The organism is Streptomyces hawaiiensis (assembly GCF_004803895.1).
GTDB classification, from domain to species: Bacteria; Actinomycetota; Actinomycetes; order Streptomycetales; family Streptomycetaceae; genus Streptomyces; species Streptomyces hawaiiensis.
Window position 1 is genome coordinate 8,714,775 of the sequence record NZ_CP021978.1, and the last position, 25,517, is coordinate 8,740,291.

24 protein-coding genes and 7 pseudogenes are annotated in these 25,517 nt (G+C 68.3%); 21 read left to right on the top strand and 10 right to left on the bottom strand.

All coding sequences use genetic code 11. The features are described from left to right. Positions 1 to 327: 327 nt before the first annotated feature. From CEB94_RS39515 to CEB94_RS39530, 4 genes are read left to right on the top strand one after another with little or no spacing between them, the layout of a single operon-like run. Entirely contained in the window at positions 328 to 1,638 is a 1,311-nt protein-coding gene (locus tag CEB94_RS39515; protein WP_175436717.1) for an ABC transporter substrate-binding protein, read from the top strand. Between the two features lie 38 nt (positions 1,639 to 1,676). Continuing rightward, the gene (locus tag CEB94_RS39520; RefSeq protein ID WP_175436718.1) at positions 1,677 to 2,657 is read left to right on the top strand and encodes a carbohydrate ABC transporter permease; all 981 of its coding nucleotides are present in this window, start codon (positions 1,677 to 1,679) and stop codon (positions 2,655 to 2,657) included. Further along, complete coding sequence (locus tag CEB94_RS39525) at positions 2,654 to 3,541, top strand: carbohydrate ABC transporter permease (protein WP_175436719.1); 888 nt, start codon at positions 2,654 to 2,656, stop codon at positions 3,539 to 3,541. Before CEB94_RS39520 ends, CEB94_RS39525 begins: the two co-directional genes overlap by 4 nt. A gap of 43 nt (positions 3,542 to 3,584) precedes the next feature. Continuing rightward, a complete protein-coding gene (locus CEB94_RS39530) occupies positions 3,585 to 5,618 on the top strand; it encodes a beta-galactosidase (RefSeq protein ID WP_175436720.1) in 2,034 nt (677 codons plus the stop codon). 140 nt (positions 5,619 to 5,758) lie between these two features. Here the strand turns inward: CEB94_RS39530 and CEB94_RS39535 are convergent. Next, positions 5,759 to 5,884: pseudogene (locus CEB94_RS39535) on the bottom strand (helix-turn-helix domain-containing protein); the annotation flags it as partial. Between the two features lie 73 nt (positions 5,885 to 5,957). On the opposite strand from CEB94_RS39535, the gene CEB94_RS39540 reads away from it, so the two are divergent. Continuing rightward, positions 5,958 to 6,674 carry a class I SAM-dependent methyltransferase gene (locus tag CEB94_RS39540; protein ID WP_175436721.1) on the top strand — a complete coding sequence of 239 codons (717 nt, stop codon included), beginning with the start codon at positions 5,958 to 5,960 and terminating at the stop codon, positions 6,672 to 6,674. 513 nt (positions 6,675 to 7,187) lie between these two features. Here the strand turns inward: CEB94_RS39540 and CEB94_RS41505 are convergent. Together CEB94_RS41505 and CEB94_RS42375 are read right to left on the bottom strand one after the other, a co-directional pair. Continuing rightward, positions 7,188 to 7,565, bottom strand: a complete 378-nt coding sequence (locus tag CEB94_RS41505; protein ID WP_425472566.1) for a VOC family protein — start codon at positions 7,563 to 7,565, stop codon at positions 7,188 to 7,190. Further along, a pseudogene (locus CEB94_RS42375) lies at positions 7,520 to 7,919 on the bottom strand (transposase); the annotation flags it as partial. The gene CEB94_RS41505 and the pseudogene CEB94_RS42375, both read right to left, overlap by 46 nt. Between CEB94_RS42375 and CEB94_RS39555 the strand changes: the two are divergent. The 3 genes and pseudogenes from CEB94_RS39555 to CEB94_RS39565 all read left to right on the top strand — a co-directional run. Then, positions 7,894 to 8,100: pseudogene (locus CEB94_RS39555) on the top strand (hypothetical protein); the annotation flags it as partial. The pseudogenes CEB94_RS42375 and CEB94_RS39555 sit on opposite strands and share 26 nt — an antisense overlap. A gap of 367 nt (positions 8,101 to 8,467) precedes the next feature. Then, on the top strand, positions 8,468 to 9,340 hold the full coding sequence (locus tag CEB94_RS39560; RefSeq protein ID WP_218945960.1) for a GNAT family N-acetyltransferase: 873 nt from the start codon (positions 8,468 to 8,470) through the stop codon (positions 9,338 to 9,340). 749 nt (positions 9,341 to 10,089) lie between these two features. Continuing rightward, a pseudogene (locus CEB94_RS39565) lies at positions 10,090 to 10,338 on the top strand (transposase family protein); the annotation flags it as partial. Positions 10,339 to 10,435: 97 nt separating this feature from the next. Here CEB94_RS39565 and CEB94_RS39570 read toward each other — a convergent pair. Further along, positions 10,436 to 11,653 carry an MFS transporter gene (locus CEB94_RS39570; protein WP_175436723.1) on the bottom strand — a complete coding sequence of 406 codons (1,218 nt, stop codon included), beginning with the start codon at positions 11,651 to 11,653 and terminating at the stop codon, positions 10,436 to 10,438. 151 nt (positions 11,654 to 11,804) lie between these two features. Here CEB94_RS39570 and CEB94_RS39575 point away from each other — a divergent pair, with 151 nt between their 5' ends. The 4 genes from CEB94_RS39575 to CEB94_RS42380 all read left to right on the top strand — a co-directional run bounded on the left by CEB94_RS39575 (position 11,805) and on the right by CEB94_RS42380 (position 13,584). Then, a complete protein-coding gene (locus CEB94_RS39575) occupies positions 11,805 to 12,035 on the top strand; it encodes a hypothetical protein (RefSeq protein WP_175436724.1) in 231 nt (76 codons plus the stop codon). A gap of 45 nt (positions 12,036 to 12,080) precedes the next feature. Continuing rightward, positions 12,081 to 12,353 (top strand): hypothetical protein, encoded by a 273-nt coding sequence (locus CEB94_RS39580; RefSeq protein WP_175436725.1) that lies wholly within the window; start codon positions 12,081 to 12,083, stop codon positions 12,351 to 12,353. Positions 12,354 to 12,423: 70 nt separating this feature from the next. After that, a complete protein-coding gene (locus tag CEB94_RS41515; RefSeq protein ID WP_246112077.1) occupies positions 12,424 to 12,681 on the top strand; it encodes a DUF6207 family protein in 258 nt (85 codons plus the stop codon). Positions 12,682 to 13,002: 321 nt separating this feature from the next. Then, positions 13,003 to 13,584 carry an MmyB family transcriptional regulator gene (locus tag CEB94_RS42380; RefSeq protein WP_175436726.1) on the top strand — a complete coding sequence of 194 codons (582 nt, stop codon included), beginning with the start codon at positions 13,003 to 13,005 and terminating at the stop codon, positions 13,582 to 13,584. A 162-nt stretch (positions 13,585 to 13,746) separates the two neighbouring features. Here CEB94_RS42380 and CEB94_RS39590 read toward each other — a convergent pair. After that, positions 13,747 to 14,166 (bottom strand): annotated as a pseudogene (locus tag CEB94_RS39590) (transposase); the annotation flags it as partial. A gap of 778 nt (positions 14,167 to 14,944) precedes the next feature. Here CEB94_RS39590 and CEB94_RS39595 point away from each other — a divergent pair. From CEB94_RS39595 to CEB94_RS39610, 4 genes and pseudogenes are all read left to right on the top strand, one after another. Beyond that, on the top strand, positions 14,945 to 15,289 hold the full coding sequence (locus CEB94_RS39595; RefSeq protein ID WP_425472567.1) for a hypothetical protein: 345 nt from the start codon (positions 14,945 to 14,947) through the stop codon (positions 15,287 to 15,289). A 51-nt stretch (positions 15,290 to 15,340) separates the two neighbouring features. After that, positions 15,341 to 16,108 (top strand): transposase, encoded by a 768-nt coding sequence (locus CEB94_RS39600; RefSeq protein ID WP_175436727.1) that lies wholly within the window; start codon positions 15,341 to 15,343, stop codon positions 16,106 to 16,108. 600 nt (positions 16,109 to 16,708) lie between these two features. Beyond that, a pseudogene (locus CEB94_RS39605) lies at positions 16,709 to 17,622 on the top strand (hypothetical protein); the annotation flags it as partial. A gap of 597 nt (positions 17,623 to 18,219) precedes the next feature. Then, positions 18,220 to 18,714 (top strand): annotated as a pseudogene (locus CEB94_RS39610) (GNAT family N-acetyltransferase); the annotation flags it as partial. A 38-nt stretch (positions 18,715 to 18,752) separates the two neighbouring features. Here CEB94_RS39610 and CEB94_RS39615 read toward each other — a convergent pair. Beyond that, entirely contained in the window at positions 18,753 to 18,956 is a 204-nt protein-coding gene (locus tag CEB94_RS39615; protein WP_246112079.1) for a MarR family winged helix-turn-helix transcriptional regulator, read from the bottom strand. A 408-nt stretch (positions 18,957 to 19,364) separates the two neighbouring features. Here CEB94_RS39615 and CEB94_RS39620 point away from each other — a divergent pair, with 408 nt between their 5' ends. The 4 genes from CEB94_RS39620 (at position 19,365) to CEB94_RS39635 (ending at position 22,402) form a co-directional block, all read left to right on the top strand. Further along, entirely contained in the window at positions 19,365 to 19,769 is a 405-nt protein-coding gene (locus CEB94_RS39620; RefSeq protein ID WP_175436728.1) for a DUF6336 family protein, read from the top strand. Positions 19,770 to 20,803: 1,034 nt separating this feature from the next. Next, positions 20,804 to 21,475 carry a pyridoxamine 5'-phosphate oxidase family protein gene (locus tag CEB94_RS39625; RefSeq protein ID WP_246112080.1) on the top strand — a complete coding sequence of 224 codons (672 nt, stop codon included), beginning with the start codon at positions 20,804 to 20,806 and terminating at the stop codon, positions 21,473 to 21,475. Positions 21,476 to 21,683: 208 nt separating this feature from the next. Next, on the top strand, positions 21,684 to 21,980 hold the full coding sequence (locus CEB94_RS39630) for a hypothetical protein (protein WP_175436730.1): 297 nt from the start codon (positions 21,684 to 21,686) through the stop codon (positions 21,978 to 21,980). A 278-nt stretch (positions 21,981 to 22,258) separates the two neighbouring features. Then, positions 22,259 to 22,402, top strand: coding sequence for a hypothetical protein (locus CEB94_RS39635; RefSeq protein ID WP_175430204.1), 144 nt, complete (start codon positions 22,259 to 22,261; stop codon positions 22,400 to 22,402). Positions 22,403 to 22,492: 90 nt separating this feature from the next. On the opposite strand, the gene CEB94_RS39640 is transcribed toward CEB94_RS39635, so the two are convergent. Further along, complete coding sequence (locus CEB94_RS39640) at positions 22,493 to 23,620, bottom strand: hypothetical protein (RefSeq protein WP_175436731.1); 1,128 nt, start codon at positions 23,618 to 23,620, stop codon at positions 22,493 to 22,495. A 266-nt stretch (positions 23,621 to 23,886) separates the two neighbouring features. Continuing rightward, positions 23,887 to 24,237: a hypothetical protein gene (locus tag CEB94_RS39645; protein WP_246112081.1), complete on the bottom strand. Its 351-nt coding sequence runs from the start codon at positions 24,235 to 24,237 to the stop codon at positions 23,887 to 23,889. 206 nt (positions 24,238 to 24,443) lie between these two features. Between CEB94_RS39645 and CEB94_RS39650 the strand changes: the two genes are divergently transcribed. Continuing rightward, a complete protein-coding gene (locus CEB94_RS39650) occupies positions 24,444 to 24,659 on the top strand; it encodes a hypothetical protein (protein WP_246112082.1) in 216 nt (71 codons plus the stop codon). Between the two features lie 129 nt (positions 24,660 to 24,788). Here CEB94_RS39650 and CEB94_RS41815 read toward each other — a convergent pair whose 3' ends face one another. Beyond that, positions 24,789 to 24,911 carry a hypothetical protein gene (locus CEB94_RS41815; protein ID WP_281292564.1) on the bottom strand — a complete coding sequence of 41 codons (123 nt, stop codon included), beginning with the start codon at positions 24,909 to 24,911 and terminating at the stop codon, positions 24,789 to 24,791. A gap of 171 nt (positions 24,912 to 25,082) precedes the next feature. Then, positions 25,083 to 25,436: a hypothetical protein gene (locus tag CEB94_RS39655; protein WP_175436732.1), complete on the bottom strand. Its 354-nt coding sequence runs from the start codon at positions 25,434 to 25,436 to the stop codon at positions 25,083 to 25,085. Positions 25,437 to 25,517 lie beyond the last annotated feature (81 nt).

Below are 25,517 nucleotides of genomic sequence, written 5' to 3' on the forward strand. Positions count from 1 at the left end.
GACGCAGGCCCAAAGGCCGGTACAGGATCTCTCCTGAAATGCATATAGGCTGGTCAGAGGTCAGATGATCAGGCGCTGGCCCGCTCACGCAAGGGGCCGTCGTTTCTCGTCTTGCCGCAAGACACCCGACTTCCCGGCAGGTGTGGTCGGCTCTGCGCCTCGGCCGGAAAGGCTTGACAGCGACTCGCCGGAGCGTTCAGTCTTCCTCGCAACCACCGGTCGACTTTGTTCGATCGTGTTGAGTCTTGGTCGCGTGGGCGACCGCTTCCCCGTCACACCCTCGGGCCGACGTGCCGCCTGCGCACGACCGCCCCGTCAGGAGCCGAAATGCACTCTTCCTCCCTCGGTCGCCCCATGCCTTCTCCCGGCCGCCGCACCGTGCTGCGCGGCGTCGCCGGTGCTGCGGCCCTGGGCGCCGGCATACCCCTGCTCAGCGCCTGCGGCGGCAGCGGCGCCGCTGCCGACCCGAAGACGGTCACCCTCGGCTCCAACGCCTCCGACGCCGTCCCGAAGAAGGCGTTCGCCGAGATCTACGCCGCGTTCACGAAGAAGTCCGGGATCACGGTCGACGTGAACACCAAGGACCACAACACGTTCCAGGAGCAGATCAACTCCTACCTCCAGGGCACCCCGGACGACGTGTTCAACTGGTTCGCCGGCTACCGGATGCAGTTCTTCGCGGCCAAGAAGCTCGCCACCCCCATCGACGACGTGTGGCAGAAGATCGGGGTCAACTTCCCCGACGCGATGAAGGCGCTCAGCAAGGGCGAGGACGGCAAGTACTACTTCGTGCCGATCTCCACGTCCATCTGGGGGGTCTTCTACCGCAAGAGCGTCTTCCAGCAGCACGGCTACACCGTCCCCACCACCTGGGACCAACTGGTCGCGTTGTGCAAGCAGATGAAGAAGGACGGCATGGTCCCGATCGCCTTCGGCGACAAGGACGCCTGGCCCGCGCTCGGCACCTTCGACCAGATCAACTTCCGCACCAACGGCTACGACTTCCACGTCGAGCTGATGGCGGGCAAGGCGTCTTGGACCGACGCCAAGGTCCGCACCGCCTTCGACCACTGGGCCGAGCTCCTGCCCTACCACCAGGACGGCGCCGTCGGCCGCACCTGGCAGGACGCCGCCCAGACCCTCATCTCCAAGAAGGCGGGCATGTACCTGTTCGGCAGCTTCGTGGCGCAGCAGTTCACGAACAAAGCCGATCTGGACGACCTGGACTTCTTCGCGTTCCCGGAGATCAATCCCGCGTACGGCCAGGACACCGTCGAGGCCCCCACCGACGGCTTCATGCTCTCCAAGGCCCCGAAGAACAAGGACGGCGCCCTCAAGTTCCTGGAGTACCTGGGCAGTCCGGAAGCCGAACAGATCTACCTGAAGTCCGACCCGAGTCTGGTCGCCGCGTCCTCCAAGGCCGACACCTCCTCGTACACCGCGCTGCAGAAGAAGGCGTACGCGACGATCTCCGGCGCCAAGCACCTCACCCAGTTCATGGACCGCGACAGCCGGCCGGACTTCACCTCCACGGTGATGCAGCCCGCGTTGCAGAAGTTCGTCCGCGACCCCAAGGGCGTCGACGGCCTGCTGGCGTCGATCGAGCGTCAGAAGAAGACGATCTTCGCCTCCGGCTGAGACAGACCCTCCTTCTGAAGCGGATGAACACCGACACCATGAGTTCCGAAACGATCACGAAGACCCCGGAGGCGGCCGCCGTGCCGCCTCCGGGCACCGCATCCCCGAAGAAGCGGGCGGTGCTGGGCCATCGGCGCCTGCTGACCCGCCGCGACCGCATCACGCTCGGCCTGATGGCGGGCGTTCCGACGATCCTGCACGTGGCCCTGGTGTGGCTGACGGCCCTGGCCTCGATCGCCCTGGCCTTCACCACCTGGGACGGCATCGGCTTCGGCTCCATCAAGTGGGTCGGGCTGGACAACTTCCGGGAGCTGTTCACCAGCAACCCGCAGTTCTGGCCCGCCGTCGAGCACAACGTCGTCTGGTTCGTCGTGCTCATCCTGATCCCGACCCCGTTCGGGCTGTTCCTGGCCGTCCAGTTGGACAAGCAGATCCGATTCAGCCGGGTCTACCAGACGGCGTTCTTCCTGCCGGTCGTGGTCTCCATGGCCGTCATCGGCTTCGTCTGGCAGCTGGTCTACAACCCGGACACGGGCCTGATCAACAGCCTCATCGGCGCGAACGAGCCCGGCCACTACATCGACTGGATCGGCGACCCGGACCTGAACCTGTGGGCCATCCTCATAGCCGCCTCCTGGCGGCACGCCGGCTACATGATGATCCTCTACCTGGCCGGTCTGAAGGGCGTTGACCCCTCGCTGCGGGAGGCGTCCGCACTGGACGGCGCAAACGAGTGGCAGACGTTCAAGAATGTCGTCTTCCCCACCCTGCGCCCGACCAACACCGTCGTCCTCGTCGTGACGATCATCGAGGCGCTGCGCGCCTTCGACCTGGTCTTCGTCTTCAACAAGGGCGCTCAGGGCACCGAGCTGCTCTCGATCCTGGTCACCAACAACATCATCGGGGAGTCCAGCCGCATCGGGTACGGCTCGGCGATCGCCGTGGTCCTGCTGGTGATCTCCCTCGTCGTGATCATCCCGTACCTGATCGCGACCTTCCGGAAGGAGCGGAGCGCATGAGCACAGTGAGCGCGCTCGAGAATCAGCGCACCCCACTCCGGCCCGCCCGGGTCCTGCTGCACACCTTCCTCGTCGTCACGGCCCTGGCCTGGCTGGCCCCGCTGCTCTGGGCCCTGTTCGCCGCCATGCGCCCCTATGCCGAGACCAGCGAAAAGGGCTATGTCTCCTGGCCCGACAAGCTGAGCCTGGACAACTTCACCAACGCGTTCGAGCAGTCCGACATGCTGCACTACTTCGGGAACACGCTGTTGGTAGCCATCCCGGCGGTGCTGCTGACACTGCTGCTGTCGTCGATGGTCGCCTTCTACGTCAGCCGCTTCGACTTCCGCGTCAACCTGTTCCTGCTGCTGGTGTTCACGGCGGGCAACCTGCTCCCGCAGCAGGTCATCATCACCCCGCTGTACCGCCTGTACCTGCTGATCGACCTGCCCGGCATCACCATGAGCGGCAAGCTCTACGACTCCGCGCTCGGCCTGGTCCTCATCCACGTCGCGTTCCAGTCCGGATTCTGCGCCTTCGTGCTGAGCAACTACATGCGCTCCCTGCCGCACGAGCTGACCGAGGCCGCCCTGGTCGACGGCGCTTCCGTCTGGCGGCTGTACTGGCAGATCGTGCTGCCGCTGTGCAAGCCCGCGATGGCCGCCCTCGCCACCCTGCTGTCCATCTGGATCTACAACGACTTCTTCTGGGCCATCGTCCTCATCTCCACCGGCGAGAACATGCCGATCACCTCGGCGCTGAACAACCTCTCCGGCCAGTACTTCACCGACCCCAACCTCGTCGCCGCCGGCGCCCTGCTCACCGCGATCCCGACCCTGATCGTGTACTTCGCGCTCCAGCGGCAGTTCGTCAGCGGCCTGACCCTGGGCGCCAACAAGGGCTGAAGCAAGCCACCCACTCGTTCCCACACCTTCCGGAGTACTGCCAGTGAGCACCGAACGCCGTCTTCGCCCGCCCGGCCTCGCCTACGGCGGCGACTACAACCCCGAGCAGTGGCCCGAGGAGGTGTGGGCCCAGGACATGGCCCTGATGCGCGAGGCCGGGGTCACCATGGTCAGCGTCGGCATCTTCTCCTGGGCTTTGCTGGAGCCGTCCGAGGGGGTCTACGACTTCTCCCGCATGGACAAGATCCTGGATCTGCTCCATGAGAACGGCATCGCCGCCGACCTCGCCACCCCCACAGCGGCCCCGCCCGCCTGGTTCTTCCACGCCCACCCCGAGGCGCTGCCGGTGGACAGCGACGGCCGCAGACTGTCCTACGGCAGCCGCCAGACGTTCTGCCCGTCCAGCCCGGCCTACCGCACGGCGGCGCTGCGCATCGCGGGCGCGCTGGCCGAACGGTACGCCGACCACCCGGCCGTTGTGATGTGGCACGTCCACAACGAGTACGGCTGCCACAACTCCGCCTGCTACTGCGACACCAGCGCGGCCGCCTTCCGTAAGTGGTTGAAGGCGAAGTACGACAACGACCTGGACGCCCTCAACGAGGCCTGGGGCACCGCCTTCTGGAGCCAGTGGTACCACGACTGGGAGGAGATCCTCCCGCCCCGCGCCACCGGAGCCGACCCCAACCCCACCCACCGGCTGGACTGGCGCCGCTTCTGCTCGGACGAACTGCTGTCGCTGTTCACCGCGGAACGTGACGTGATCCGCCGCGCCGCCCCGGGTACCCCCGCCACCACCAACTTCATGGTGATGCACAACTTCGACGCCCTGGACTACTGGCGCTGGGCCCCTGAACTGGACGTCGTCTCCAACGACCACTACCTGCGCTCCACCGACCCGGAGTCGGAGATCGACGTCGCGCTCTGCGGCGACCTGGTGCGCTCCCTGGCCGGCGGACCGTGGCTGCTGATGGAACACTCCACGGGAGCCGTCAACTGGCAGCCAGTCAACCGGGCCAAGAACCCCGGCGAGATGCGCCGCAACGCGCTCGCCCACGTCGCGCACGGCGCCGACGGCATCGCCTATTTCCAGTGGCGGGCCGCCAAGGCGGGTGCCGAGCAGTGGCACTCGGCGATGCTGCCGCACGCGGGCACCGACAGCCAGATCTGGCAGGACGTCGTCCAGCTCGGCGCCGACCTGCGCGCCCTCGCCGAAGTCCGTGGCAGTACCAGCCCCGCCCAAGTGGCCATCGTCTGGGACTGGAACGCCCGCTGGGCCATGGAACAGCCCTGCCAGCCCAGCGCCGAACTCCGCTTCCAGGACCTGGTGCGGCACTGGTACGCACCGCTGTGGGAGGCCGGGGTGGCGGTCGACTTCATCCACCCCGACACCCCCGACCTCGACCGCTACCGGCTCGTACTCGCCCCCAGCCTGTATCTGGTCGACGACGCGGGTACGGCCAACCTGACGGCGTTCGTCGAGCGCGGCGGCACCCTGGCGGTGGGATTCCACAGCGGTGCGGTGGACGAGAACTGCCACATCCGCCTGGGCGGCTACCCGGGCGCCTTCCGGGAGCTCCTCGGAGTGCACTGCGACGAGTTGTTCCCCCTCCTGCCCGGCGTACAGGTAGCCCTGACCGGCCAGGTCCCGCAGGACGCGACCGCTGACCTGTGGACCGAACGCCTGCGGCTCACCGGGGCGGAGGCCGTCGCCAGGTACGCGGACGGACCGTTGGCCGACGTGCCGGCCATCACCCGCCATGCGTACGGCAACGGCACCGCCTGGTACATCGCCACCCACCCGGACCCCACCACCCTGGCCGCCCTCCTGGAACGCATCCGCAGGCAGGCGGGCGTGCGCCCGGAGCGGGAAGTGCCGCCCGGCATCGAGGTCGTCAAGCGACGCGGCACGGACGCCGACTACCTCTTCCTGATCGACCACGCCGGCCGCGGAGCCGAGATCCCCGCCGATGGCGTCGAACTCCTCACGGGGAAACCGGTGGTGGGCTCGGTCACCGTCCCCGAGGGAAGCGTCGCCGTCGTCCGCGAGCCGCTGCCCGGACCGAGTGCCGAGTGAGGTTGGCCCTTTGTGAGGTCGTTGTCGCGGTAGTGGTCCCACAGTTCCAGGGCTTCGGTCGCGTAGCGGCGGAAGCGGTGGCCGTGGTCGGTCAGCGCGACGCCGTGCGGGCCGCGGTCAAGGAGCCGGTGCCCGGTGGCGGCCTCCAGCCGCTGCATGGTACGGGACAACGTAGCGGGGCTGACGTGGCAGTCAGCCGCAGTTCGGGTGAAGCTCAGCGTGGAGGCGAGATGGAGGAAGAGCCGGTACTGGTCGTGGTCCTGCATCTTTCACCTTCCGGAACGTCATGCTGCGTATGTTGCTGTTGCCGCTGGATCTGCCGGACCCTACAAAGGGGTCATGCCACGAAGTGACACGACCCGCCCACGCCCCGCATGGTTCTTCCGCGAGTACGAGCCTGTTGGCATCGACCTCGGCAGCCCGGCCGCGGTGGCCGCCTACGACCGCAACCAAGGCACCGACCCGGATGCCGACGACGCACTACTCGACCGACTCGGTGTCGTCGCGGGCAGCCGCCTTGTCGACCTGGCCTGCGGCACCGGCTCACTGGTGGTCCAGGCGGCACGACGCGGGGCCGAGGCGCACGGCGTCGACGTCTCGGAGGAGATGCTCGCCTTCGCCCAGGCCAGGGCGGAACGGGTCGGTGCCAGCGCAGGCTGGCACCGAGCGGGGTTCTTGGACTACGTCCACCGCGCGGGGCATGCGGACGTGGTGACCACCAAGTCGGCCCTGCATCAACTGCCGGATTTCTGGAAGCAGCAGGCGCTCCTGAACGTGGCCGTCATGCTGCGGCCAGGCGGCACCTTCTACCTGTGGGACGTCATCTTCAGCTTCCCACCTGCCGACTTTGAAGAGCGTCTGCAGCGATGGATCGAAACCGCAGGACGTCCTGAGGACCAAGGCTTCACCCGGGCGGACTTCGAGGCGCATGTCCGGGAGGAGTTCTCCACCTACGCCTGGATCCTGGAGGGCATGCTGGAGCGGGCCGGCTTCGAGATCGTCTCGCATGCGCCCCGCACGCCGACACACGGTGAGTTCGTCTGCCGCCGCCGGTAGCTGCTCTGCATCTGGTGCAACCGAGCATCCTGGCTGGTCAGGTGCCGTGTCCAGCGGATGCCCGCCCCAGGCTGACTGTGTGCACGAGTTACTCGTGACCGTCGAACACAGCGCGGTTCGGGTGCCTCCCACTCTTTGCGATCAGCCGTCGCCGTTGCCAGACCGCGCCGAAGCAGGCGATCACGGGCTCGGACGCTCACGCGGCGGCCTGAGCACGAGAAGTCCATCTCGCCGGCGGCAGCCATGCACGGCCCCCGGCCCCAGGTGGGCTCACACAATGAGCCCCCTGGGGCCCATGCCGGTGCGCAAAGAACCGCCAGAGTGGCGTCCGTAGGCCCACCAGGGACATCCCCTAATTGTCACCATGGGTGGACGCTGACCTGCGCCTTCGAGTCGGCGACGCACACTTGTCGTCACTAGGTCGGCGCGCAACATGTCTTCCAACAGTGCGGGAAGCGCAGTTACTGTCACCGGGTTCGGTCCTTCCGGTCCACCGCGCCCAACTACAGGAGGTCACCCGGTGGCGACCAGCCGGCGCCGAAGCTCCTCTTTCGAGACGTCTTCCAAGTGGGTCAGAAATACCCACATGTGACCCGAAGGGTCCTTGAGGATGACGGTGCGGTCACCATGAAACATATCTGTCGGCGGCTGGAGAATCTCGGCGCCGGCAGCCTCCGCGCGCTCCGCCAAGCTGTCCACGTCCGGCACAAAGACATGCAGCGTGACCGACGTTCCTCCACCGAGCGCGGCCGGTGCGGCGAAGGAGCCGACCTCCGCCTGGTCCGCGCTGGCGTCGCCCAGCATCAGCGCCGACGGCCAGGAAGTGCTCGATAGCGGGACGAATCTTTGATCCTTCTCTTGCCGCGATCTACGGGATTCGGACCCGGGCAGGCCCCCTTTTTCGCTGCCCCGCATGTTCACCGAGTCGATCGCGCACCTTGACCAGTCCAGCTCCCCTCGGGCGGCGACTCTCCAGAACCAGGCGGTGGAGCCTGCGCCACACCCGGGCCCGGCTCCACTCGGTGGGTCGCCGATGCGCGGTTGGATCCCGGACGGCCCGAATGCCGACGGCAGTTGGCGCCATATACAGCCAGTCGTGGCCACGAACACGATGGCCGCCAACGCCTGCCGGTCTCCATATCGGCGTAGGCCACCGCCCTGGGGCCGCGCTGGAGGGGCTGGTACCACTCGTAGAACAACTCCTACAAGACTGGTCCCGTGTGTGGTCGACTCGTCCCACGTCAGGGCCCTGAATGGGGGCAGCACACAGCCCCCTCGCAGGTCGACCGTGGACGAGCCGGATCGCAACACCACCTCATCACCGACGGACACGGCACTCCGCTCGCGATCCTGCTCGGTGGCCAAGCGCACCTTCGCCTGGCTTCACGGCTTCCGACGCCTACGTATCCGCTGGGAACGACGAGCCGGCTGACTCCCCGTCCCGAGCAGGGTGGCCTTCCTGAGCGTCCGTACTCGTAGGAGCCGACCCAGGTCGCTCACCGTGTGGAGTCGGAGAGGGCGATCCAGGTGGCCATGGGGTCGCTGGCGCCGGCTCCCTGCGGTGGTTCCCGCGGAAAGGCAAGGTAGACCGGCCTGGTCCTCGATCCTCGGGTATATCGCCGGACCGTTCGCCTCGCCTGCGAGGCACCTCCGTGGTGCGATGGAACGGGGGTGGGAAGGAGAGAGCGATGATCCCACCAGCAGCGGAACGCAAGAGTGGAAGTGGAGTGGCCCCGGTATCAGTCCGCCCGCTGGGTGAGTCGGACCTGGATCGGGCCGATGAGATCTGCAGGATGGCCTTCGGGACGTTCCTCGGGGTCCCCGATCCCTTCGGGACCGTCGACTACGTCCGCACCCGCTGGGCGGCAGATCCACGCGCGGCGTTCGCGGCGGCGGTCGAGGGCGAGCTCGCCGGATCGAACTTCGCCACCAACTGGGGCAGCGTCGGTTACTTCGGCCCGCTGACCGTGCGTCCGGATCTGTGGGACCAGGGCATCGGCAGGCGTCTGATGGAGCCTGTCATGGACTGCTTCGACGCCTGGGGGAACCAGCACCTCGGCCTGTTCACCTTCTCGCACAGTGCCAAGCACCTTGAGCTCTACCGCCGGTACGGTTTCTGGCCTCGATTCCTCACAGCCATCATGAAGAAGCAGGTCGCAGACGGTGCCGCAGTCCCCGGCCGGGTGCTCTATGGCGAACTGCCCGCCGCCGAGCGGCCCGACGCGCTGAGCCTCTGTCGCGCACTGACCGGAGCCGTGTACGAGGGCCTGAGCCTGGAACGCGAGATCGTGGCCGTGCACGCGCAGGGACTCGGTGACACCATCCTGCTCCATGGTGCTGGCTCCGAGCTCGATGGCCTGGCCGTCTGCCACTGCGGAGCCGGGTCGGAGGCCGGCACCGACGTGTGCTTCGTCAAATTCGGCGCCGTACGTCCTGGTCCGGAGGCCGCCGACCGGTTCGAGCGACTGCTCGACGCGTGCGAGCGGTCGGCCGTCGAGCGCGGACTGGGGGAGTTGGATGCCGGAGTGAACCTGGGCCGCCCGGATGCCTACCGGCGCATGATCGACCGCGGTTTCCGCACTTGGTTGCAGGGCGTGACCATGCACAGGCCCAACGAACCCGGATACAGCCACCCCGACGCGTATGTGATCGACGACTGGCGCTGAGACCACCGCCGCGCTCGACCGGCTAGGAAGGCCCGGTGCTCTCAGAACCCGTAGACACTCCGAGCCGGTGCCGACGGCAAGACGCCTCCCGGACCACTTTGACGCTGTCCGCCCTCGCGGACAAAGCCGCGTCCGTCAAGGTCACCGCCGGACACTACCAACCACGTTCACCGATCCTGATGTGGCTATGAAGACGTCGAGGCAGATCATTCTGTCAGGAGCGCTGAGTCTGCTTCTGACAGCTGTCGTGCATCGGCCCAGTAGACAAGTTTATCTCGGTCGTGAATTCGGTGCAGCTAAACGCGATGTTGAACAACCTCACGTCCTTGAATTCGACCTTCAGGCCCGCTCGTCCGCCGTCTTGCCGGAGATAGCGGCCGCGATGGCCTCCGCGACCAGCTTGTGCGGGTCGGTGTCCGTCGCTCCGGACTCCTGTGTCGCCAGGATCGCGGCCGCGTGGGGACGCGCAGCCGCGGCTCTTCGTTCTGTTCGGCTCCGACGTCGCACGACTGGCGGCCGGGCGGTGTGGCACTGGCCACGGACGAACCGCCCGGCGAAGGGGTAAATCGGATATCGCAGGCCGGGATAGGCCGACCGCAGTCAAGGGGTGATCCCGCAGGGTGGTGCCCGCCCCGTGCGCACTGTGGATGTGCGCGGGGCGACCGACAGTTGCCCGCCCTGGCCCTCCGGCCAGAGGAAGCAGGACACCGTGCCCGCACCCGAATCCACCGCTCTTCTACACAAAGGCCGTGATCGCGGACGGCGCCTACCTGGGCACCGGGCTGATCGTCCCGCACCGCAAACGAGCCGGACGCCCCCTCCTGCGCGGCCAGGAGGAAGACAATGCCGAACACCGGCGGGTGCGGGCCCGCGTCGAGCACACCTTCGCCCGGATGAAGAACTGGAAGATCCTGCGCGACTGCCGCCTACGGGGCGACGGCCCACACCACGCCGTCCAAGCCGTCGCCATCACGCACAACCTCGCCATGACCGGGTGAAACAGCAGGCCAGCCACCACCCAGACATGCCGCCACCCAGCCTTCTGCAACACCCTTTAGCCCATTCTGCGCGGGATCGTTCTGCCTCGGGCGGGGTTCACGCTGACTCCTCGGCCGACGACAACTCCCGGCGCCGGAAAGTACCCGCGGCCAGAGTCAGAGGGCCGATCAACAACACGAGCACCGCGACAGCGCCAAGCGCGACCGGCAGACTGGTCAGCTCGGCGACCCCACCCACCATGGGAGGGCCGAGCAAGAACCCGCTGTAGGCAAGGGTTGTCGCAAACGCAACCTCGCGCTCACCACCGCTCCCGTCGGCCCGTCGCCCGGCCGCGCCACTCAACTCCATGACGACGGGAGACGCGTACGCCAAACCGATACCAGCGACAGCGAAGCCGGTGAAGGTGAGCGCCGGCGACGGCGCCATGACCCCGGTGGCCAGCCCCAGCCCACCGATCGCCGCACCCCCGATGAGCATCCGTGGTGCGCCCCAACGACGCTGGATCGCCTCACCGCACAAGCGGGTGCACGCCATGGTGATCGAGAAGCACGAGTAGATCAGGGCGCCGGTGGCCTCGCTGAAACCGCGCTCCTGCACACCGAACAGTGCCGACCAGTCCGCGGTCGCTCCTTCGGCTATCGAGGCACACAGTGCCACGCCGCCGAGCAGCCACAGCACGGGCCGCCTGAACGGTGCCCGCCCGGCGCGCCCGCTCTCTGCGGGCACCCTCAGTAGTTCCTCGACGGGGATCCAGCGGGCGATGCCGACGGTGACGCCGCCGCAGATCACCGCGACGATGACGAAATGACGGCTCGGTGCCCACCCTTGTCCGGCCGCGACCGCAGCGCCGACCGAACCGGCCAGCGTGCCGAAACTGAAGGCCGCGTGGAACAGCGGCATGATGGCCCGGCCGGTCCGCCGGGTCGCTGTCACGCCGGCCACGTTCATCGCCACGTCCATCACGCCGACCATTGCACCGAGCACGATCAGCAGCAGGCCGAGCGTCGCGGGCGACCTCGCCAGTCCCAGAGCCGGAAGCATTGCGGAGCCGGCAATGCCGGACACCGTCATCACGACGCGAGCGCCGAACGCCGCGCACAGCCGACCGGCGAGAATCGAAGCGGCGATCATACCTACGCTGGCACCGAGCAGGGACAGCCCCAGCGCACCCTCGTCCGCACCGATCTGCGCGCCCAGCCCCGGCACCCGAGGGGCCCACGAGCCAAGCAGCGCGCCGTTGAGAACGAACGCACCGAGTACCGCGATGATCCCCGGGTCCCGGCCGCCGGCTCGGTCCGGATGGGTACCGGTCATTGTCAGCTCCGTCCCGGCCCGGTCTTGGTCGAGCCACGATCGGCCCGGCGCCGTGCACACCTGCGGAGATCTGTGTGGATCACGCCGATGAAACCGAGCGTAGGTGCGCCGGAACACCGTCCGGCCGCGATGGCAGGTCCGCGCCAAGAAGATGGCTGATTCACGCCAAGCTGTTGCGGCGCAGAACGAGGTGGAAGGCGATCGACCGCACCCACTGCGCGCCCCACGGGAGACCCACCAGCACCTGTGCGACGCCTGCAAGCAGCGGGCCGTCACCGCCGAACGCCAAGCCCAACAGCCCGCGCCGGAGCACCAGGAGCAGGACCAGGCCGTGCCCGAGCAGAAGGCCGGCGGCACCTGGCTCTCGCGTTTCCCCAGCTGACCCGGGCAGACCCGCGCTGTCAGTGGCGGCTGCAAGGCTGAACGGATGGACCGTGATGACGAGCAATTCCTGCGCGGCCGGATCTACGGCGCCGACCACGAACGCCCGGGCCCGAAGCCGGGACGGCGCTACGCTGAACTGGTGGGCGGGCCGCTGGACGGTTTGCTGCTCGACATCACCGGCTGGAGGCCGGAGGAGATCGACGACGGTGTCGCCCTCCTCACCGAGCTCGGGCAGTTCGGGCCTGGGGGCCGGGCGCTGTACGATCCGCGCTCCGGCGATCCGGCCCACTGGGACTGGTCCGGTGACAGCCCCTGAACACCCGCTCGGTCGGGTGAGGACACGGCAGCGGCGGAACTCTCCCAGGGGGCTGGGCGAAGCGACGTACATGGACCCGATCCGCGAGACACACGTAAGCGAGCCGGGCCTGCTCGTCGTTGACGTCGCGGCCGCCGCCGACGCCACCGTGCTGGCCTTCCAGCAGCTGCTCGCCGACCGGTGGGCGACGGCCACAGCGGAGCAGACATGGACGCGGGACGCCGTTCAGTCGGGACGTACGGTTGCGCTGCTCTCTGGACCTGCGTCAGCAGCTCACTGCCGCTGCCGTGGTCGGCCCGACCACGGAGCCGACCAGGCCCGGCCCTGACTCATGACAGGGTGCCGTCTTCGCCGAACAACGGCCCCCTGGACGTCGACGTCCGCGAGGATGCGGTGGGGCCGAGGCCGGGGCCGGGGCCGGTGCCGCCACCGTCCGGCGCTGCCGCGGGCGACGTCGACGTCGACTTCCATGACGACATCGGGCTGCACCAGGAAGGCATCGAGGGTGCGCTGCGTTCCCCAGCCTGTCGAGAACGTCCAGGCCGTCCACGGATGCGCGCCCCAGTACCTGCGCGACCTACTGAGCCCCCAGCCCCGCCGCAGCGCGCAGCAGGCGCCGCCCCAGCAGGTGCGGCCCGATCTGCTGCGCATGCTGAACGGACTGCACGACCAGCCCGCCTTCGTCCTCGGCCGCCGCAACGAGGTCCTGGCCTCCAACAACCTCCTCGACGCGATGCTCACCCCGTTCAACCACCGCCCGGCCGACGAGTGCAACCTGCTGCGCTGGATGCTCCTCGACCCCGCCGCCCGCTCCCTGTACCTCGACTGGGAACAGGTCACCTCCGAGGTCGTCGGCGTCCTGCGCGCCGAGGCCGGCCGCAACCCCCACGACCCGCAGACCGCCGAATTCGTCGCCGAGCTGCGCTCCATATCCCCCGAGTTCTGCACTTGGTGGTCCGAGCGAACCGTCATCGAACGCACCTGGGGCACCAAACGGTTTAACCCCCCCGTAGTCGGCCGCCTCGACATCACCTATGTAGCCCTCTCCCTGCCGGGCGACCCCGACCAAATCCTCATTCGTCTAGGCCGGCAAGACCGACGGCGACCTCGAAAAACTGCGCCTCCTCGCCAGCTGGTACGCCCAGTCCACCCCCGTCCCGCCACCGCCGACAAGGACACCGCCCAGCCACTGAGGGACGGGGCGGGCGAACAAGATCCCCGCCACGCGTAGGCCCACCCACGGATGTTCAGCAACGCCGAGACCTGCGCCCACATGGCCTCCTGGCGCAGTGACTGCTGTCCTGATCACTGCCGGGCTGCGAGGTAGGGAGCCTAAATTGTTCCCGGCCAGCTGAGACCAGCGCTGGGCGGTCACGGGGCTGACACCGAACTGTTCGCCGCGGATCGACGATCCCGAACTGCGGGTCGCCGGGGCGAGTCCGGCGTAAGCGGCGAGGTGGGCGGCGGACGGGAAACTGCTGCCGTCGCCGACGTCGATGAGGATCCTGGCTCCGGTCCTGACGCCGATGCCGGGCATGGACGTCAGGACCTTGGAAAGAGGGTGGGCCTCCAGCAGTTCCTCGATTCTCGTGGCGAGGAGTTTGCGCTGGCCGAGGACGGCTTGGAGGGAGCTGGCGAGGCTGGGGACGATCAGGGCGGCGGCGTCCGTGCCGGGGACGACGACGGTCTGCTCGTCGAGCGCGGTGAAGATGTCCTCGACCAGCTGCTCGGCCATCCTGGGGGCCTTCGGGCGTATCAGGCTGATCAGCCGACGCCGTCCGGCCTTGCGGATCAGGGCCGGCGAGCCACCGCGGCGTCCTGGCCGCCGAGCGCCGCGAACGTGCCCGCATCCGCAGCGAGAAAGGTCGCTCAGACCGCACCGAGCACCACCACGTCACGAGGGCGCACCCTCGCACGGCCGGATCTCGCCCACCTTGCGAATTTCCACGCCCGGCAAGCGGCCTGTGGCTTGGCTACTTTGCAGAGCTGTCAAGTTCATGGCAAACTACCCCGGCACGATGATCGACGTCTTTATTCGGCTCACGAATAGAACGTCCGATACATGGGGGGACAATGCTTAAGTCCAAGTTCGTTCGCACGGTAGCAGGGGCCGCGGGGGCCGCCGCGATGGTTGTCGCGACAGCGAGTCCGGCCTTTGCCGCGAACATGCGGGTGGAAACTATCCGCGGCTATATGACTTTCACTGACGACGGAGACGTCTTCAGGGTCTGTGACACTCTGGCGGATGGCAAGGGTGTATATGGCGCGGTTTTCTACAACTCGTATATCGCCACTAACGGCTACCAGAGAGTGATGACGATGTCCGACGGCGGCGACGCCGGATGTGGCAGTAAGGGTCACAATATCGGAAACGGTGGCAGTTATACGTTCGTTATGTGCTGGGGGCGGTACCCGACTGGTCCGTTTGAGAACCAGTTGAGCTCTCCCTGTGACTCTACTGGCGAGTTCAACGAGTAGTAGCCAGCCGGGTCTTTCGTGAGGGGTCGTCGGCTTACTGACGGCCCCTATTCGATTTCTATTATGCATGTGGTCATCGACTAAGCGTTGTCCCGTAACTGCTGGTCACGGAGCTGGCCAGGTGTGGAAACTGTGTAGCTGCTGAGTTCGCGCTCCCGGTATCGTCCGGTCTGGAGCTGAACTGGAGTGCGTGGCCGCCCCGGCTGCCGGAGCAGCCGATCTTCTACCCGGTCCTCAACGAGGACTACGCGATCAGGATCGCGCGGGACTGGAACGTGAAGCACGATGGCGCCGGCTTCGTCACTCGTTTTGAGGTCGAGTCGGAGTTCTTGAGCCGGTATCCCATCCAACAGGCGGGCGGGCAGACGATCCTCGAGCTCTGGGTTCCAGCCGAGGAGCTGGACGACTTCAACGCCCACATTGTCGGCGAGATCCACGTGGTCCACGAGTTCCACTGAGGCGGGGAAGCTTGCCGCCAGGGCAGGTTGGCCCGGTGCGATGATCCCGACGTGGCTGGTGTGATCACGGCGTCGGAGCCGTCCTGGATAGCCCCGTTCACCGGGCTGAGCCCGCGTGCCTTCGGGAAGCTGGTGACCGTGCTGCGGCGCGAGGGTGCCGACGCGGTCCGAAAGGGCCGGCCGTGGGGCCTGTCCCTGGAGGACCGGGCGCTGCTGGTTACGGCGTACTGGCGCACAAATTTGACGATGCGCCAGCTCGCCCCGTTGTTCGGGGTGTCCAAGTCCGCGACGGACCGCGTAATTGACCATCTCGGGCCGATGCTCGCGCTCCAGCCCCGCAAGCGGTTCGCCAAGGACACCGTGCTCATCGTGGACGGCACCTTGGTGCCCACCCGCGACCACACCATCGCCGAGCAGTCGAAGAACTACCGGTACTCCACCAACCATCAGGTCGTGATCGACGCCGACACCCGGCTCGTCGTCGTGGTCGGCCGACCGCTGCCCGGGAACCGCAACGACTGCAAGGCGTGGGAGGAATCCGGCGCCAAGGCCGCTGTCGGCAGGACAGTCACGATCGCGGACGGCGGCTATCCCGGCACGGGACTCGTCATGCCCCATCGCCGACGCAGAGGCGAAGAGCTGCCCGACTGGAAGGAAGCACACAACAAGTCCCACAAACAGGTCCGCGCCCGCGTCGAGCACGTCTTCGCCCGCATGAAGACCTGGAAGATCCTCTGCGACTGCCGTCTCAAAGGCGACGGAGTCCACTACGCCATGCACGGCATCGCCCGGATGCACAACCTCGCCCTCGCCGGATGAACGAGCGGGCCACACTGCGGCCAAGCACACTCGAGGTGACCGAAAGATCATTTACGGGACAGCCTTTAGGGCCCCACCGCCCACTGCCGGACTCCAGCATGCACCCATAGGCCATGCTCACCGGCTCGCCACCCGCGTCACGCCCCAGTACGCCCGGAAGCTGGCCCAATCCGCCTGGGACGGAAACCGCCGGAGCGCGGCGGTGGTCTCGTCCTCGGTCGCGTAGTACGGCGCCCCCGCGAACGCCTTGGCTTACACCCCGAAGTGCCTCCTGCACCGCCACGGCACCGGCCGCGCCCATCCGGCTCCACGGCCAGGCCTTCCATGCGCTCTCCACCCCCCTGGAAACCCGGCGGACGGTCAATTCCAGGGGTTCTAGATCCGTTATCGCGGTCCGGGGAGGCACCTGTCGCCGTTCTCCAGAACGATCTTCTCGCCCGATATGCGCCAGTAAGGTTTCCGGGGACGGGCGCAGCACGCCGGGAGTATTGAGTGAGTCGCTTGCCGCAGTCAGACGTGGCGGCTGGCACTTGCCCGCCCTGCGCTGGTGATCCACGGCGGTGGTAGGTGCCGTTCCCGCAACGGATGGGAAAACATGTAGGCGAGGCGGAGGCACGCGGCGTCTACGCGCTGGTCTACGCCCTTTCCGACAGTACGCCCGGGGAGAGTGTCATCCCGCCCGGTGACATCCGTGGAACCAGGCTGATGCCTGAGAAGCGCGGCGGTGCCTGCTGTGGCCTCGACGGAGCCGACGGGCCCAACATGGCCTGCGAGGCATGCGACCTCCCCGGGGCGACCAGGGTCGACGACTGCTCGCTCTGGCAGGCGGCGCGGCTCAGCTCGGACGCCGTACACCGCCTCCCCGTTGACGGTACCCACGCTGCGCCCCTCTTGTGGGAGGAGCTGGCAGAGAGGGGGAGAAAACGCCGCCGTTCGAGCCGGTTGCCACGTGGGGAGGACGGTTGGGGCCGAACCACTTCTGGTTGTGGAGTCCGCAGTGGGAGGCGGCAGTCGGCCAGGCGCTCGCCCACCTGCTGGTTGCCTCCCATGGGCAGCCGGTGAAAGTCCCGGGCGGTCTGACCGCGGACGTCTTCCAACGTGCGCTCGATGCCCTGCTGCCCGCAGGCACCCCGAAACGGCGCGCCGTCCTGGCTGGACCGGGACAGCCCTTCCCGGACGCGGGCGTCGACATCCTCCTCGTGCCGGTCCATCCCCAGACGGGTCATACCTGGACCCCCGCCAGCCCGACTACGTCGGCATACCTTGTACCCCTGCCGCTGGGGGTGTGGCTGTGGCTGGTCTCGCCCCAGCTCTACTCGACGGTTCCCGCATCGGGCCGCATTCCCCAAGACGTCCTCCGCGACGACCCGCTCCCACTACTCCCCAACTACCTGTTCCGGGCCGACCGGGGTACGTTCCAGCACACCTTGGTCCGCCTACCAGCCGTGCGCAGCCCGTGGTTGCGCACGATCCTCGAGAATCTCACGCAGGGAACCTCGGCCGACCTCTTCTAGCCGTCTGGCATCGAACAGGGCCAGACTCTCCGTGCCTCCCACAGTGGTCCCGGGTCCCCAGAGGCCCTTGCCGTTGCCGAACAGCGCATAGTCAGTTGCGCACTGGAGGCGTCGGTTGCCAAGGAACGGGCCCAAGTCGGGCAAGGCAGGAACCTGCATGTCCGTGGCCGGGGGGCTTACGCCGATCAACGCGGCTAACGGTATGCGGGCCGGCTGCGTCGGGCGAGGCCGCGGAACGGGTGCTCATAGCGCGCCAGCCGCCCCTTCTCCCGGATCAGGTGTTCGCGCTCGCCCGGTGGGCCCGCCCTCGGTGGTTTCTGCCGCAGCCACCTGTTCCAGGAGGCCAGCCGCGATCTGAAGAACGTCGCGCTCAGCCGGCGACAATCGCTGGCGAAGTGCCGTCGCCAGCCAGCAATTGCCGTCCCTCTGGCTTTGTTCACCAGCTTCGACAGCACTTGCTCAGCGTTTCGGGAGGCACTCCAGCCACGTCATGTTCGATGTTCACCACAAGCGGCAGCGACGCCAGCGAGCCCGGTCGGCGCCGACGCACGGCACCAAGCCGGTAGAAATCCGTTGTCGTGCCATCGCCGCGGTCGCATGCTTCAGACCGTGACCACTGAAGACGACTCCACCGATGCCACCGTCACCATGCCTGTCACCGTGCGCGATCTGCTGCCCCAGGATTTGCCAGCGTGCACCTGGTCCGGCTCGGCCACCCACCTACGTCACGTAGAGCGAGAGCTGGCGCGAGCTGCGTCGGGCGAGGTGGACTACCTGGCTGTATGCACTCCCGTGGATCTGCCGGTGGCGATCGGCGGCATCGACTACGAGGTCGCCGAGGAAGCCGGAACCCTGTGGCAGCTCGCCGTGCTGCCGGCGCTGCAGTCCTGCGGCTTGGGAACGCTGCTCGTCCGCGCTGCCGAACAGCGGATCAGGCACCGCGGGCTGCGTAGGGCCGAACTCGCGGTGGAGGAGGACAACCCCCGGGCGCGCGCCCTGTACGAGCGCCTGGGCTACGTCGCACACGGCCGCAAACCGGAAGCCTGGGACGAGGAAGGGCCCGACGGGTCGATCCGTCGCCACGAAGCGGTGAACAAATGCTGTCCGCTCTCGTGGACAGAGCCAGTCCCTCACATGCTCTCGCCGGGCTCACGTCCCGCTTCGGCGATGACGACGTTCTGGCGGCGAGCGTCCACGTTGCTGCGCGAACGACGGATGCGGCCCTGCTCCTGCAGTTCATTGAGTACGCGGGTCAGAGACTGTGCCTGTAGTCCTTCGATGGCGGCGAGTTCCGAGGGGGTCAACGCCTCACTGTGACGCAGGCTGGCCAACATCGAGGCGGCCAGTCGCGACAGGGTACGGCTACTTCCGGGCTTCTCGGCGCGCGCGAGTCGCGAGCCTCGACATGCCCCGCCGCAGCGCTTCGGCCAGGTTCAGATCCGCCTGTTGCTGCTGTTCAACCACCGCCACCCCGCCGTGCCGGGCGGGTCTCGGCGGGGCGCAGCAGCCCCGAGTCGCAGGGCGCTCGGGGTCAGTCCGCTGCGGCGGGCGAAGGCACCGATCGGCATCAGCGCGGACGGCGGCGTGGGTTCGGTGGACGGCGGAGTGGCTCGGCAGGAGGCGGCGGCGTGGGATTGGTGGTGGTACCCCGTCATCGTCGGGCTTTGAGTGACCTGAGGGTCAAGCCGGGGCGGCCGGAGGCGGTGTGATCCCGGCGGCGCGGCTGGGTTACGGTGCCGCGTATGCGTACCGAGGACGCGATCATCCGACCCCTGCTCCGGATCAGGGACGTGGCGGCGCGCGGGGCCCTGTACGGGCTGGCCGCCGTGCCCCTGCTCGGGGTGGTCTCCCTGTTCGTCGGCGACCACCACGACCGGACGACCTTCCTCGCCGTCGCCGGAGGGTTCGCCGCCGCCATGGCCGTGGTGGGGATCCTTATCGGGCTCTTCTTCTGGTGGGCCTGCGGGGGAGACATCCGGCGCTGCCGCGACTGGCGCACCGTCAGGGGCCAGGCCGGGCCCGTGACCGTCGCGGCCCCGGTCCTGCTGCGGATCGGAGTGCTGGCCCTGGTGCTGTTCCCGGGCGCCTTCGGCCTGTACCACCTCGTGGACGGCGCCGGGTACGGCAGTTGGTTGTACGGCGACTGAGCCACGCGCGCCCGGCGCGGGCGCTCAACGCGCCAGGCCACGGGCGAAGAACGGCCGTACGAGATTCGACGGATCCTCGAGCCCGAACTCAGGCGACCGCCGCCCTGAAGGATCAGTGGGACTGATCCCGGCCTCGATGAGGAGCTGCTCCAGGATGGTTCGGGGAACGGCAGTCGCCCAGTGCACCCGTGCGGCAGCCGCGCATCTTGTAGCCGTACCTCGGATCGGCAGCACCGAGAGAGTCGTGACGACCGGCAGCGGCGCGAGTACACACCGGCCTGCCCGCTCCGACGCCGGCGTCACAACTCCCACGGCAGTCGGCAGGAACAGGACGGCGGCCAGAGCTGCCCAGAGCCGGGTGCGATACGGCTGCGGTGCCGCCAAGAGCGGGGGAGCAGATGCGGTTGCGTTCATGCCCTCAGCCAGGCCGGGCGGCAGGGGTTTCGGCAGCGTGCATCCACTTGGATCGCGGGCACCACGTGCTCAGGAACACCAAGATCATCTGACCATGCGGACACGCCCTAGATGTGCTGTCCCGGGACGTTGGTGACGGGCGACACGCCGAGAGTGGTCCTTGAACGAGGCGAGGTCCTCTGGTGGTTGTGTCTCGTGCCCTTGCGCTCGCAGGCGAGGAGCGGGCTGTCGAGCGTGTGGTCGCCCACTTCGAGAGCCAGCGGTCCTTTGCGAACGGCGGCTGGCGGGGCGAGGCGCGCGAAGCGTTCGGCATCGTGGCAGCGGACCGTGTCGCCCGCGGTTAGACCGTGGCGGTGGCCCCGGACCCGGCCCCGGCCCGGCCCCGGCCCCGGCCCCGGCCCGGGGCCGGGGCCGGGCCCGGCGCGGTGGCCCGGCCCGAGCCCCTCTGCCGGCCTGCTCTACCCTCATGGGCACGGCCGGTGCGATTTTCGGCCTGAGCGGCGATGCAATCAGGTCACGTGAGTCTTGTGAACACCGGGTCATGGCCCGGACATAGGCGCTCGCACTCCCTCGGCCCAGTGGACCGCTGCACTCGATTGAATGCCTTTCAGGGAGGACCGTTGCACCACGACGAGCGGGCAGATCGGCCCGGAAGCCACGGAGAGCACCAGATCCAGCGCGAGGTGGGCACCGTCGACCGCGCGGACCGGTTCTACGGCGAACAGGTGCTCGACCGGCTCAACTCGCGAATGACGGAGTTCGTAGCCCGTCAGGAGATGTTCTTCCTCGCCACGGCGGACGGGCACGGGGAGTGCGACAGCACGTTCCGGGCGGGACCGCCCGGTTTTCTCCAGGTGATCGATGCCGCGACCCTGGCGTACCCGGAGTACCGCGGGAACGGGGTCATGGCCTCGCTCGGCAACATCCGGGAGAACCCACACGTCGGCATCTTGATGATCGACTTCTCCCAGGACCGTATCGGTTTGCACGTCAACGGCCGCGCCCGGTTGGTCACCGACGAGGCCATGCGCCGCAAGTACCCCGGCCTGCCCGTCGATCCGGTCCCGGGCCGCCGTCCTCAGATGTGGGTGGAGGTCGAGGTCGAGGAGGCGTACATCCACTGCTCGAAGCACATACCGAGGCTGGTGAAGGCACCGCTGCGGCAGAGCGTCGACGGCGGGCAGGGTGCGGCCGGGGACGGCGGGCAGGCGTGGGGCACGGACGACGTCAGGCGCAAGGGCGGCGACTACTTCGAAGCGGCGGCCCGACGACACGGGCTGGCTTCGCGCTGAGAAGGAGCACCGAGGCGGCGTTTCTCGCCGGGGTGTCCTACGCCCGGTTCCTTGGCCGTGGGCGTGGCCGTGGTCTGGCCTCGGCGGTCCGCGATCAGCCATGGGTGTCCAGGAGCGGGGATCGAGCCCTGTCCGGATCTGGCTGAGCCACTGCGTGCCCAGCCGGCGTTCGTTCGGGAATTGGTCGTTTCGGTCCCAGCGCCACGTCGTGATCATCGCCAGTACGAGGACCCGGCGTGGTGAGCACGTTGCCCGGGTGCGGCTCGCCGTGCAGCAGTTGCCCGACGCAGCCGCGCTCGCCGATCACTCGTCTGAGGCGACGTGGCGTCTCGCTGAGCAGTTCACGGTCCGCGTCGACCACGGCCGGGGTGCGGTCGCGGTTCGCCACGAGGTGTTCGGCCTGCTCGACTCGGTCCGTGAAGTGCGGCGTCGGGACGTCGAGCTTGCGCATACCCGAGTGCAGCAGGTCGAGCGCGTGGGCGTAGCCGGCCGGCACTGGCCGTGACGCCGTACGTGCCTTCCCAGCCGTGCCCGCAATGGAGGTGCGCGATCAAGTAGGCATGGCGGGTGTCCTACACGGCCGGGACGTCGGAGCAGCGCTACGCTGCCGACCTTCCCAAGATCGTCAAGGGGGCGATGTCATGACGCGCCGCGTAATCCTGCGCTCCAGGACCGCCGTCGCCGGTCCTCTGGTCGGTGCCGCCGCGTTGACCGGCTGTGGCTCCTCGTCCTCGTCCGCGGTGTCCTCGTCGTTCCCCAGGGGCGGCGGCGTACGACGAGCCGGTGCTCAAGGTGACCGGTGCTTATATACCGCAGCCGCAGCCGCAGCCGCAGCCGCAGCCGCCGCCGCCGACGTCCGACATGGCCGCCGGCTACCTCACGGTCACCAACACCGGCCGGCAACCGGACCGGTTGCGCTCGGGCTGACCCATCCGGCGGGCCGCGAGCGGCGACGGTAGCGCCCTGTGGCTTGTCGGTGCCCTGTCTGTACGGCCAGCCCGGTCAGACCGGTTGGGTTTACGGTGTTGGCGGGACGGGCTGCTGTGCGCGGCTGCGGATCCGGACGGTCAGCGTGCCGGCGTAGCCGGCGATGAGGCCGAAGACGAGCGCCGCCGACACACCTGAGCCTACGGAGACGTAGTAGAGCAGGGGCCCGCCGGTGCTGCCTTGATAGGAGAGGAGCGAGTGCCAGACTCCGCTCACCACCACGCCCAGGGTGGTGGCGGCGACGGCGCCAAGTGAGTAGGCGGGGTAGGTGACGCGGTCGAGCAGGACGGGCAGCAGCCGCAGCCCCCACCAGACCAGGGCGAGCAGCGCCACGTCGCCGAGCCGGTACAGCAGCCAGCGCCCGGGATCGGAGCCGGTGGGCAGGGTCCAGGCGCCCAGCTGGATCCACTGCCGCAGCAGATCACCAGGCTCGGACAGCCGCCCGTTGCCCGTGAACCCGGTCTGTATGCGCCCGGCCACCCGGTCGTTGGACAGGACGACGAGGGCGATGGCGACCACGGCGGTGCCCACGGTCGCGGCGAGCCGCGCGGTGGCCACGGTCGGCACAGACCGGCCAGGTGGGAGTGTCACCTCGGGCCGCAGCAGGGTCATGAGGCCGACGGCGGCCGCGGCGGCGACCAGGGCAGCGCCCACCGGCAGTTCGCGGCCCTGGGACATGGCGCTCGCCAGGCCGGGCAGCAGCCGAAACGCGGCGGAGCCGCCGGAAGCGACCATCCAGGGCGCGGACACAGCGACGGCGAGCATGGCCGCAACGATGCCCCAGCCCCACAGGGCCGCCACGGCGACGGCCGCGCGCCCGGCGCCGCGGTCCGACAGCCGGCGCAGCAGCGGCACCGCGCCGCACGCAAAGAACAAGACGAGCGCGGCGTAGCGCACCCGCATGGCGGTCTCTCTCAGGGCCGCGTAGTCCGCGCCGTGGCCGGGTGCGCCTGCGGGGTCGGTGAACTGGGCTGATGACGGAGACTCGGACGACCAGGGCATCGTCCACGCGGCCAGGCGGTTCGCTTGGTCCGGGCCGAAGAACCGTGTGGCGCCGGGCAGACTGAGTGCGTGGGCGCTGGTCCCCGCCCACCACAGCAGCCCTGCCAGCAAAAGCGCCCCGAAGACCGCGGATGCGAGCACACGCCGATACGTCATTGTCCTTCTCCCCCGCCCGCCCACACGCGCGGGCCCCCATCCGACGCCCGCCGAGACGTGCGGGCTCCCATCCGCCTAGTCGGCGGATGCATGACAACGACGTCAGATGTATCAGACATCCAGAGCGCAGTGCACGCCTGGGGGGCGGGCCCGTATCCGGGCCCTTCGCGGCCAGGGACAACCCCCAGCCTTCCCATACCTTCTGCGGCGCCACCGGGCGCGGCCCTCTGTCAACCACCGGCACGGGTGGTTGCGGCGCCCACCCGCTACGCCTGCGACGATGACCGTTCGGTCGCTGAGAGCGGCAGGGGACTGTGGGGCGAGCAGCTCCGCGCGATCGCCACAGCATGGGGCATCGGATGCCGGCGTGTTCGTGCTGGCAGGGGGTGCCGTAGGGACGTCCGCATGCGCCGAGTTCGACCTGCGCTTGTCGACGTGTTCTCGAACTCGTCCCACTCGGCGCTGGTGGCGTCGCGGTATTCGTCATCGGGGCGGAGCCGGCGGCGTGCGTTCAGGTGGGCGAGGTAGTGGCGGAAGACATCGTCGTCGCACATGGCGACGTAGCCGCGGGTGGTCTGGATGTTGAGGTGGCCGAGCAGGGTAGCGCCGATGTGCATGGGCAGTCCGCCGTTGACGAGCTCAGTGGTGAGGATGCGGCGGAAGTCGTGTGGGTGATCATGGCCGAGCGGAACGCGGGATGGTGTTCAGCGAGGTCCGTACAGCGGAGCGACCCACGCGAACCTGCACGGGGGCAACTTCCGCAGTCCCGGCTTGCTGACCTGGGAGCCGCTGGCGATCGCCCTGACGCCGACCCCCGGGTGGCGTGGACGCCGACGGCTGCTTCTCCGGCAACGCCGTCTCCGACGGCGAGCGTCTCGTCGCGTTCTACTCCGCACACCGCGTGGACCGCTCGCTCCAGCACCAGCCGGTCACCTGCGCCGTCTCCCACGACGGCGGCAGGACCTTCAGCCCGCGGGAAGAACTGCTCATCCCCGCATGGCCCGAGGGCTGCACCACGTACCGCGACCCGTACCTCTGACAGGACGGTGACGGCTGGCGAATGCTGGTCGGGGCGGGCAGGCAACAGGGGGATGTGCCTGCCCGCCTTCACACGAGACCCGCTCACGGGGGGAGCGCGCCTCACGGGGGTCGACTCGTGACCCACTGGCTACAGCGCACCGTGGGTCTCGGGTGTCACAGCCAGGGGATGCGGCTGGTCCAGCGGGTGTCTGCCCAGCAGCTGGGCCGCCTGGTGCCGCGCGTGCTCGGCAGTCGACTGAGCGTTTGCCACGACGTCTCCTCGCTCGCGCACCAGGTCGTCGTAGATCGGGGGTGATCTCCCTCGTTCGGACGGCCTGTCACCGTGCCGGTCTTTCCATGTCGAGCGCTTTCCGCAGTAGTGGTTCCGGCAAGGCGCTCGGCTGTCGCGAAGCGCCACAGAAGCGCCACGTTTACGTCACATCTAGGCTCGGTTGATCCGTGCGGCGATGCCGTGACCTATCAGCAGGTAAATGGCGGCCGGAAGCCCGTAATTGAGGACGACGCGTAGTCCCGCTGTGTCCATGGTGAAAATGTCTTGTGCCCAGCCGGACAGCCAGTCCGCCGCTCCGTGCACGAATTCGACGAAGGTGTTCGTCTGGTTGGCGTCGAGCAGGTAGAGCACGATCCACAGGCCCAGCAGACCGGCCGCGATGTCGGCGATCGTACAGATGGTGAGGGCAATTCTGCGTGCGGCGGCCTGGTTGCGGGCGGGGCGGTCGGGCGCTGGGGGCTGGTCGTATGTCTGGTATCCGGAAGCCGGGCCGGTGTTGTTCATGGGGAATCCGCTCTGACGGGTTTGTTTTCTCCCTCTACAGCGCCCGGTATTCGCAGTCGTGTTACACCCGGCACCTGAAGA

What these genes read in the sequence shown, in the direction of transcription:
- CEB94_RS39580 (WP_175436725.1), top strand. Translation starts at nt 12,081, where the DNA reads ATGGACCGTGATGACGAGCAATTCCTGCGCGGCCGGATCTACGGCGCC.
- CEB94_RS39540 (WP_175436721.1), top strand. Translation starts at nt 5,958, where the DNA reads ATGCCACGAAGTGACACGACCCGCCCACGCCCCGCATGGTTCTTCCGC.
- CEB94_RS39655 (WP_175436732.1), bottom strand. Translation starts at nt 25,436, where the DNA reads ATGAACAACACCGGCCCGGCTTCCGGATACCAGACATACGACCAGCCC.
- CEB94_RS42380 (WP_175436726.1), top strand. Translation starts at nt 13,003, where the DNA reads ATGCTGAACGGACTGCACGACCAGCCCGCCTTCGTCCTCGGCCGCCGC.
- CEB94_RS39570 (WP_175436723.1), bottom strand. Translation starts at nt 11,653, where the DNA reads ATGACCGGTACCCATCCGGACCGAGCCGGCGGCCGGGACCCGGGGATC.
- CEB94_RS39640 (WP_175436731.1), bottom strand. Translation starts at nt 23,620, where the DNA reads ATGACGTATCGGCGTGTGCTCGCATCCGCGGTCTTCGGGGCGCTTTTG.
- CEB94_RS39525 (WP_175436719.1), top strand. Translation starts at nt 2,654, where the DNA reads ATGAGCACAGTGAGCGCGCTCGAGAATCAGCGCACCCCACTCCGGCCC.
- CEB94_RS39520 (WP_175436718.1), top strand. Translation starts at nt 1,677, where the DNA reads ATGAGTTCCGAAACGATCACGAAGACCCCGGAGGCGGCCGCCGTGCCG.
- CEB94_RS39560 (WP_218945960.1), top strand. Translation starts at nt 8,468, where the DNA reads ATGGCCTTCGGGACGTTCCTCGGGGTCCCCGATCCCTTCGGGACCGTC.
- CEB94_RS39515 (WP_175436717.1), top strand. Translation starts at nt 328, where the DNA reads ATGCACTCTTCCTCCCTCGGTCGCCCCATGCCTTCTCCCGGCCGCCGC.
- CEB94_RS39615 (WP_246112079.1), bottom strand. Translation starts at nt 18,956, where the DNA reads ATGTTGGCCAGCCTGCGTCACAGTGAGGCGTTGACCCCCTCGGAACTC.
- CEB94_RS41515 (WP_246112077.1), top strand. Translation starts at nt 12,424, where the DNA reads ATGGACCCGATCCGCGAGACACACGTAAGCGAGCCGGGCCTGCTCGTC.
- CEB94_RS39645 (WP_246112081.1), bottom strand. Translation starts at nt 24,237, where the DNA reads ATGCACATCGGCGCTACCCTGCTCGGCCACCTCAACATCCAGACCACC.
- CEB94_RS39620 (WP_175436728.1), top strand. Translation starts at nt 19,365, where the DNA reads ATGCGTACCGAGGACGCGATCATCCGACCCCTGCTCCGGATCAGGGAC.
- CEB94_RS39575 (WP_175436724.1), top strand. Translation starts at nt 11,805, where the DNA reads ATGGCTGATTCACGCCAAGCTGTTGCGGCGCAGAACGAGGTGGAAGGC.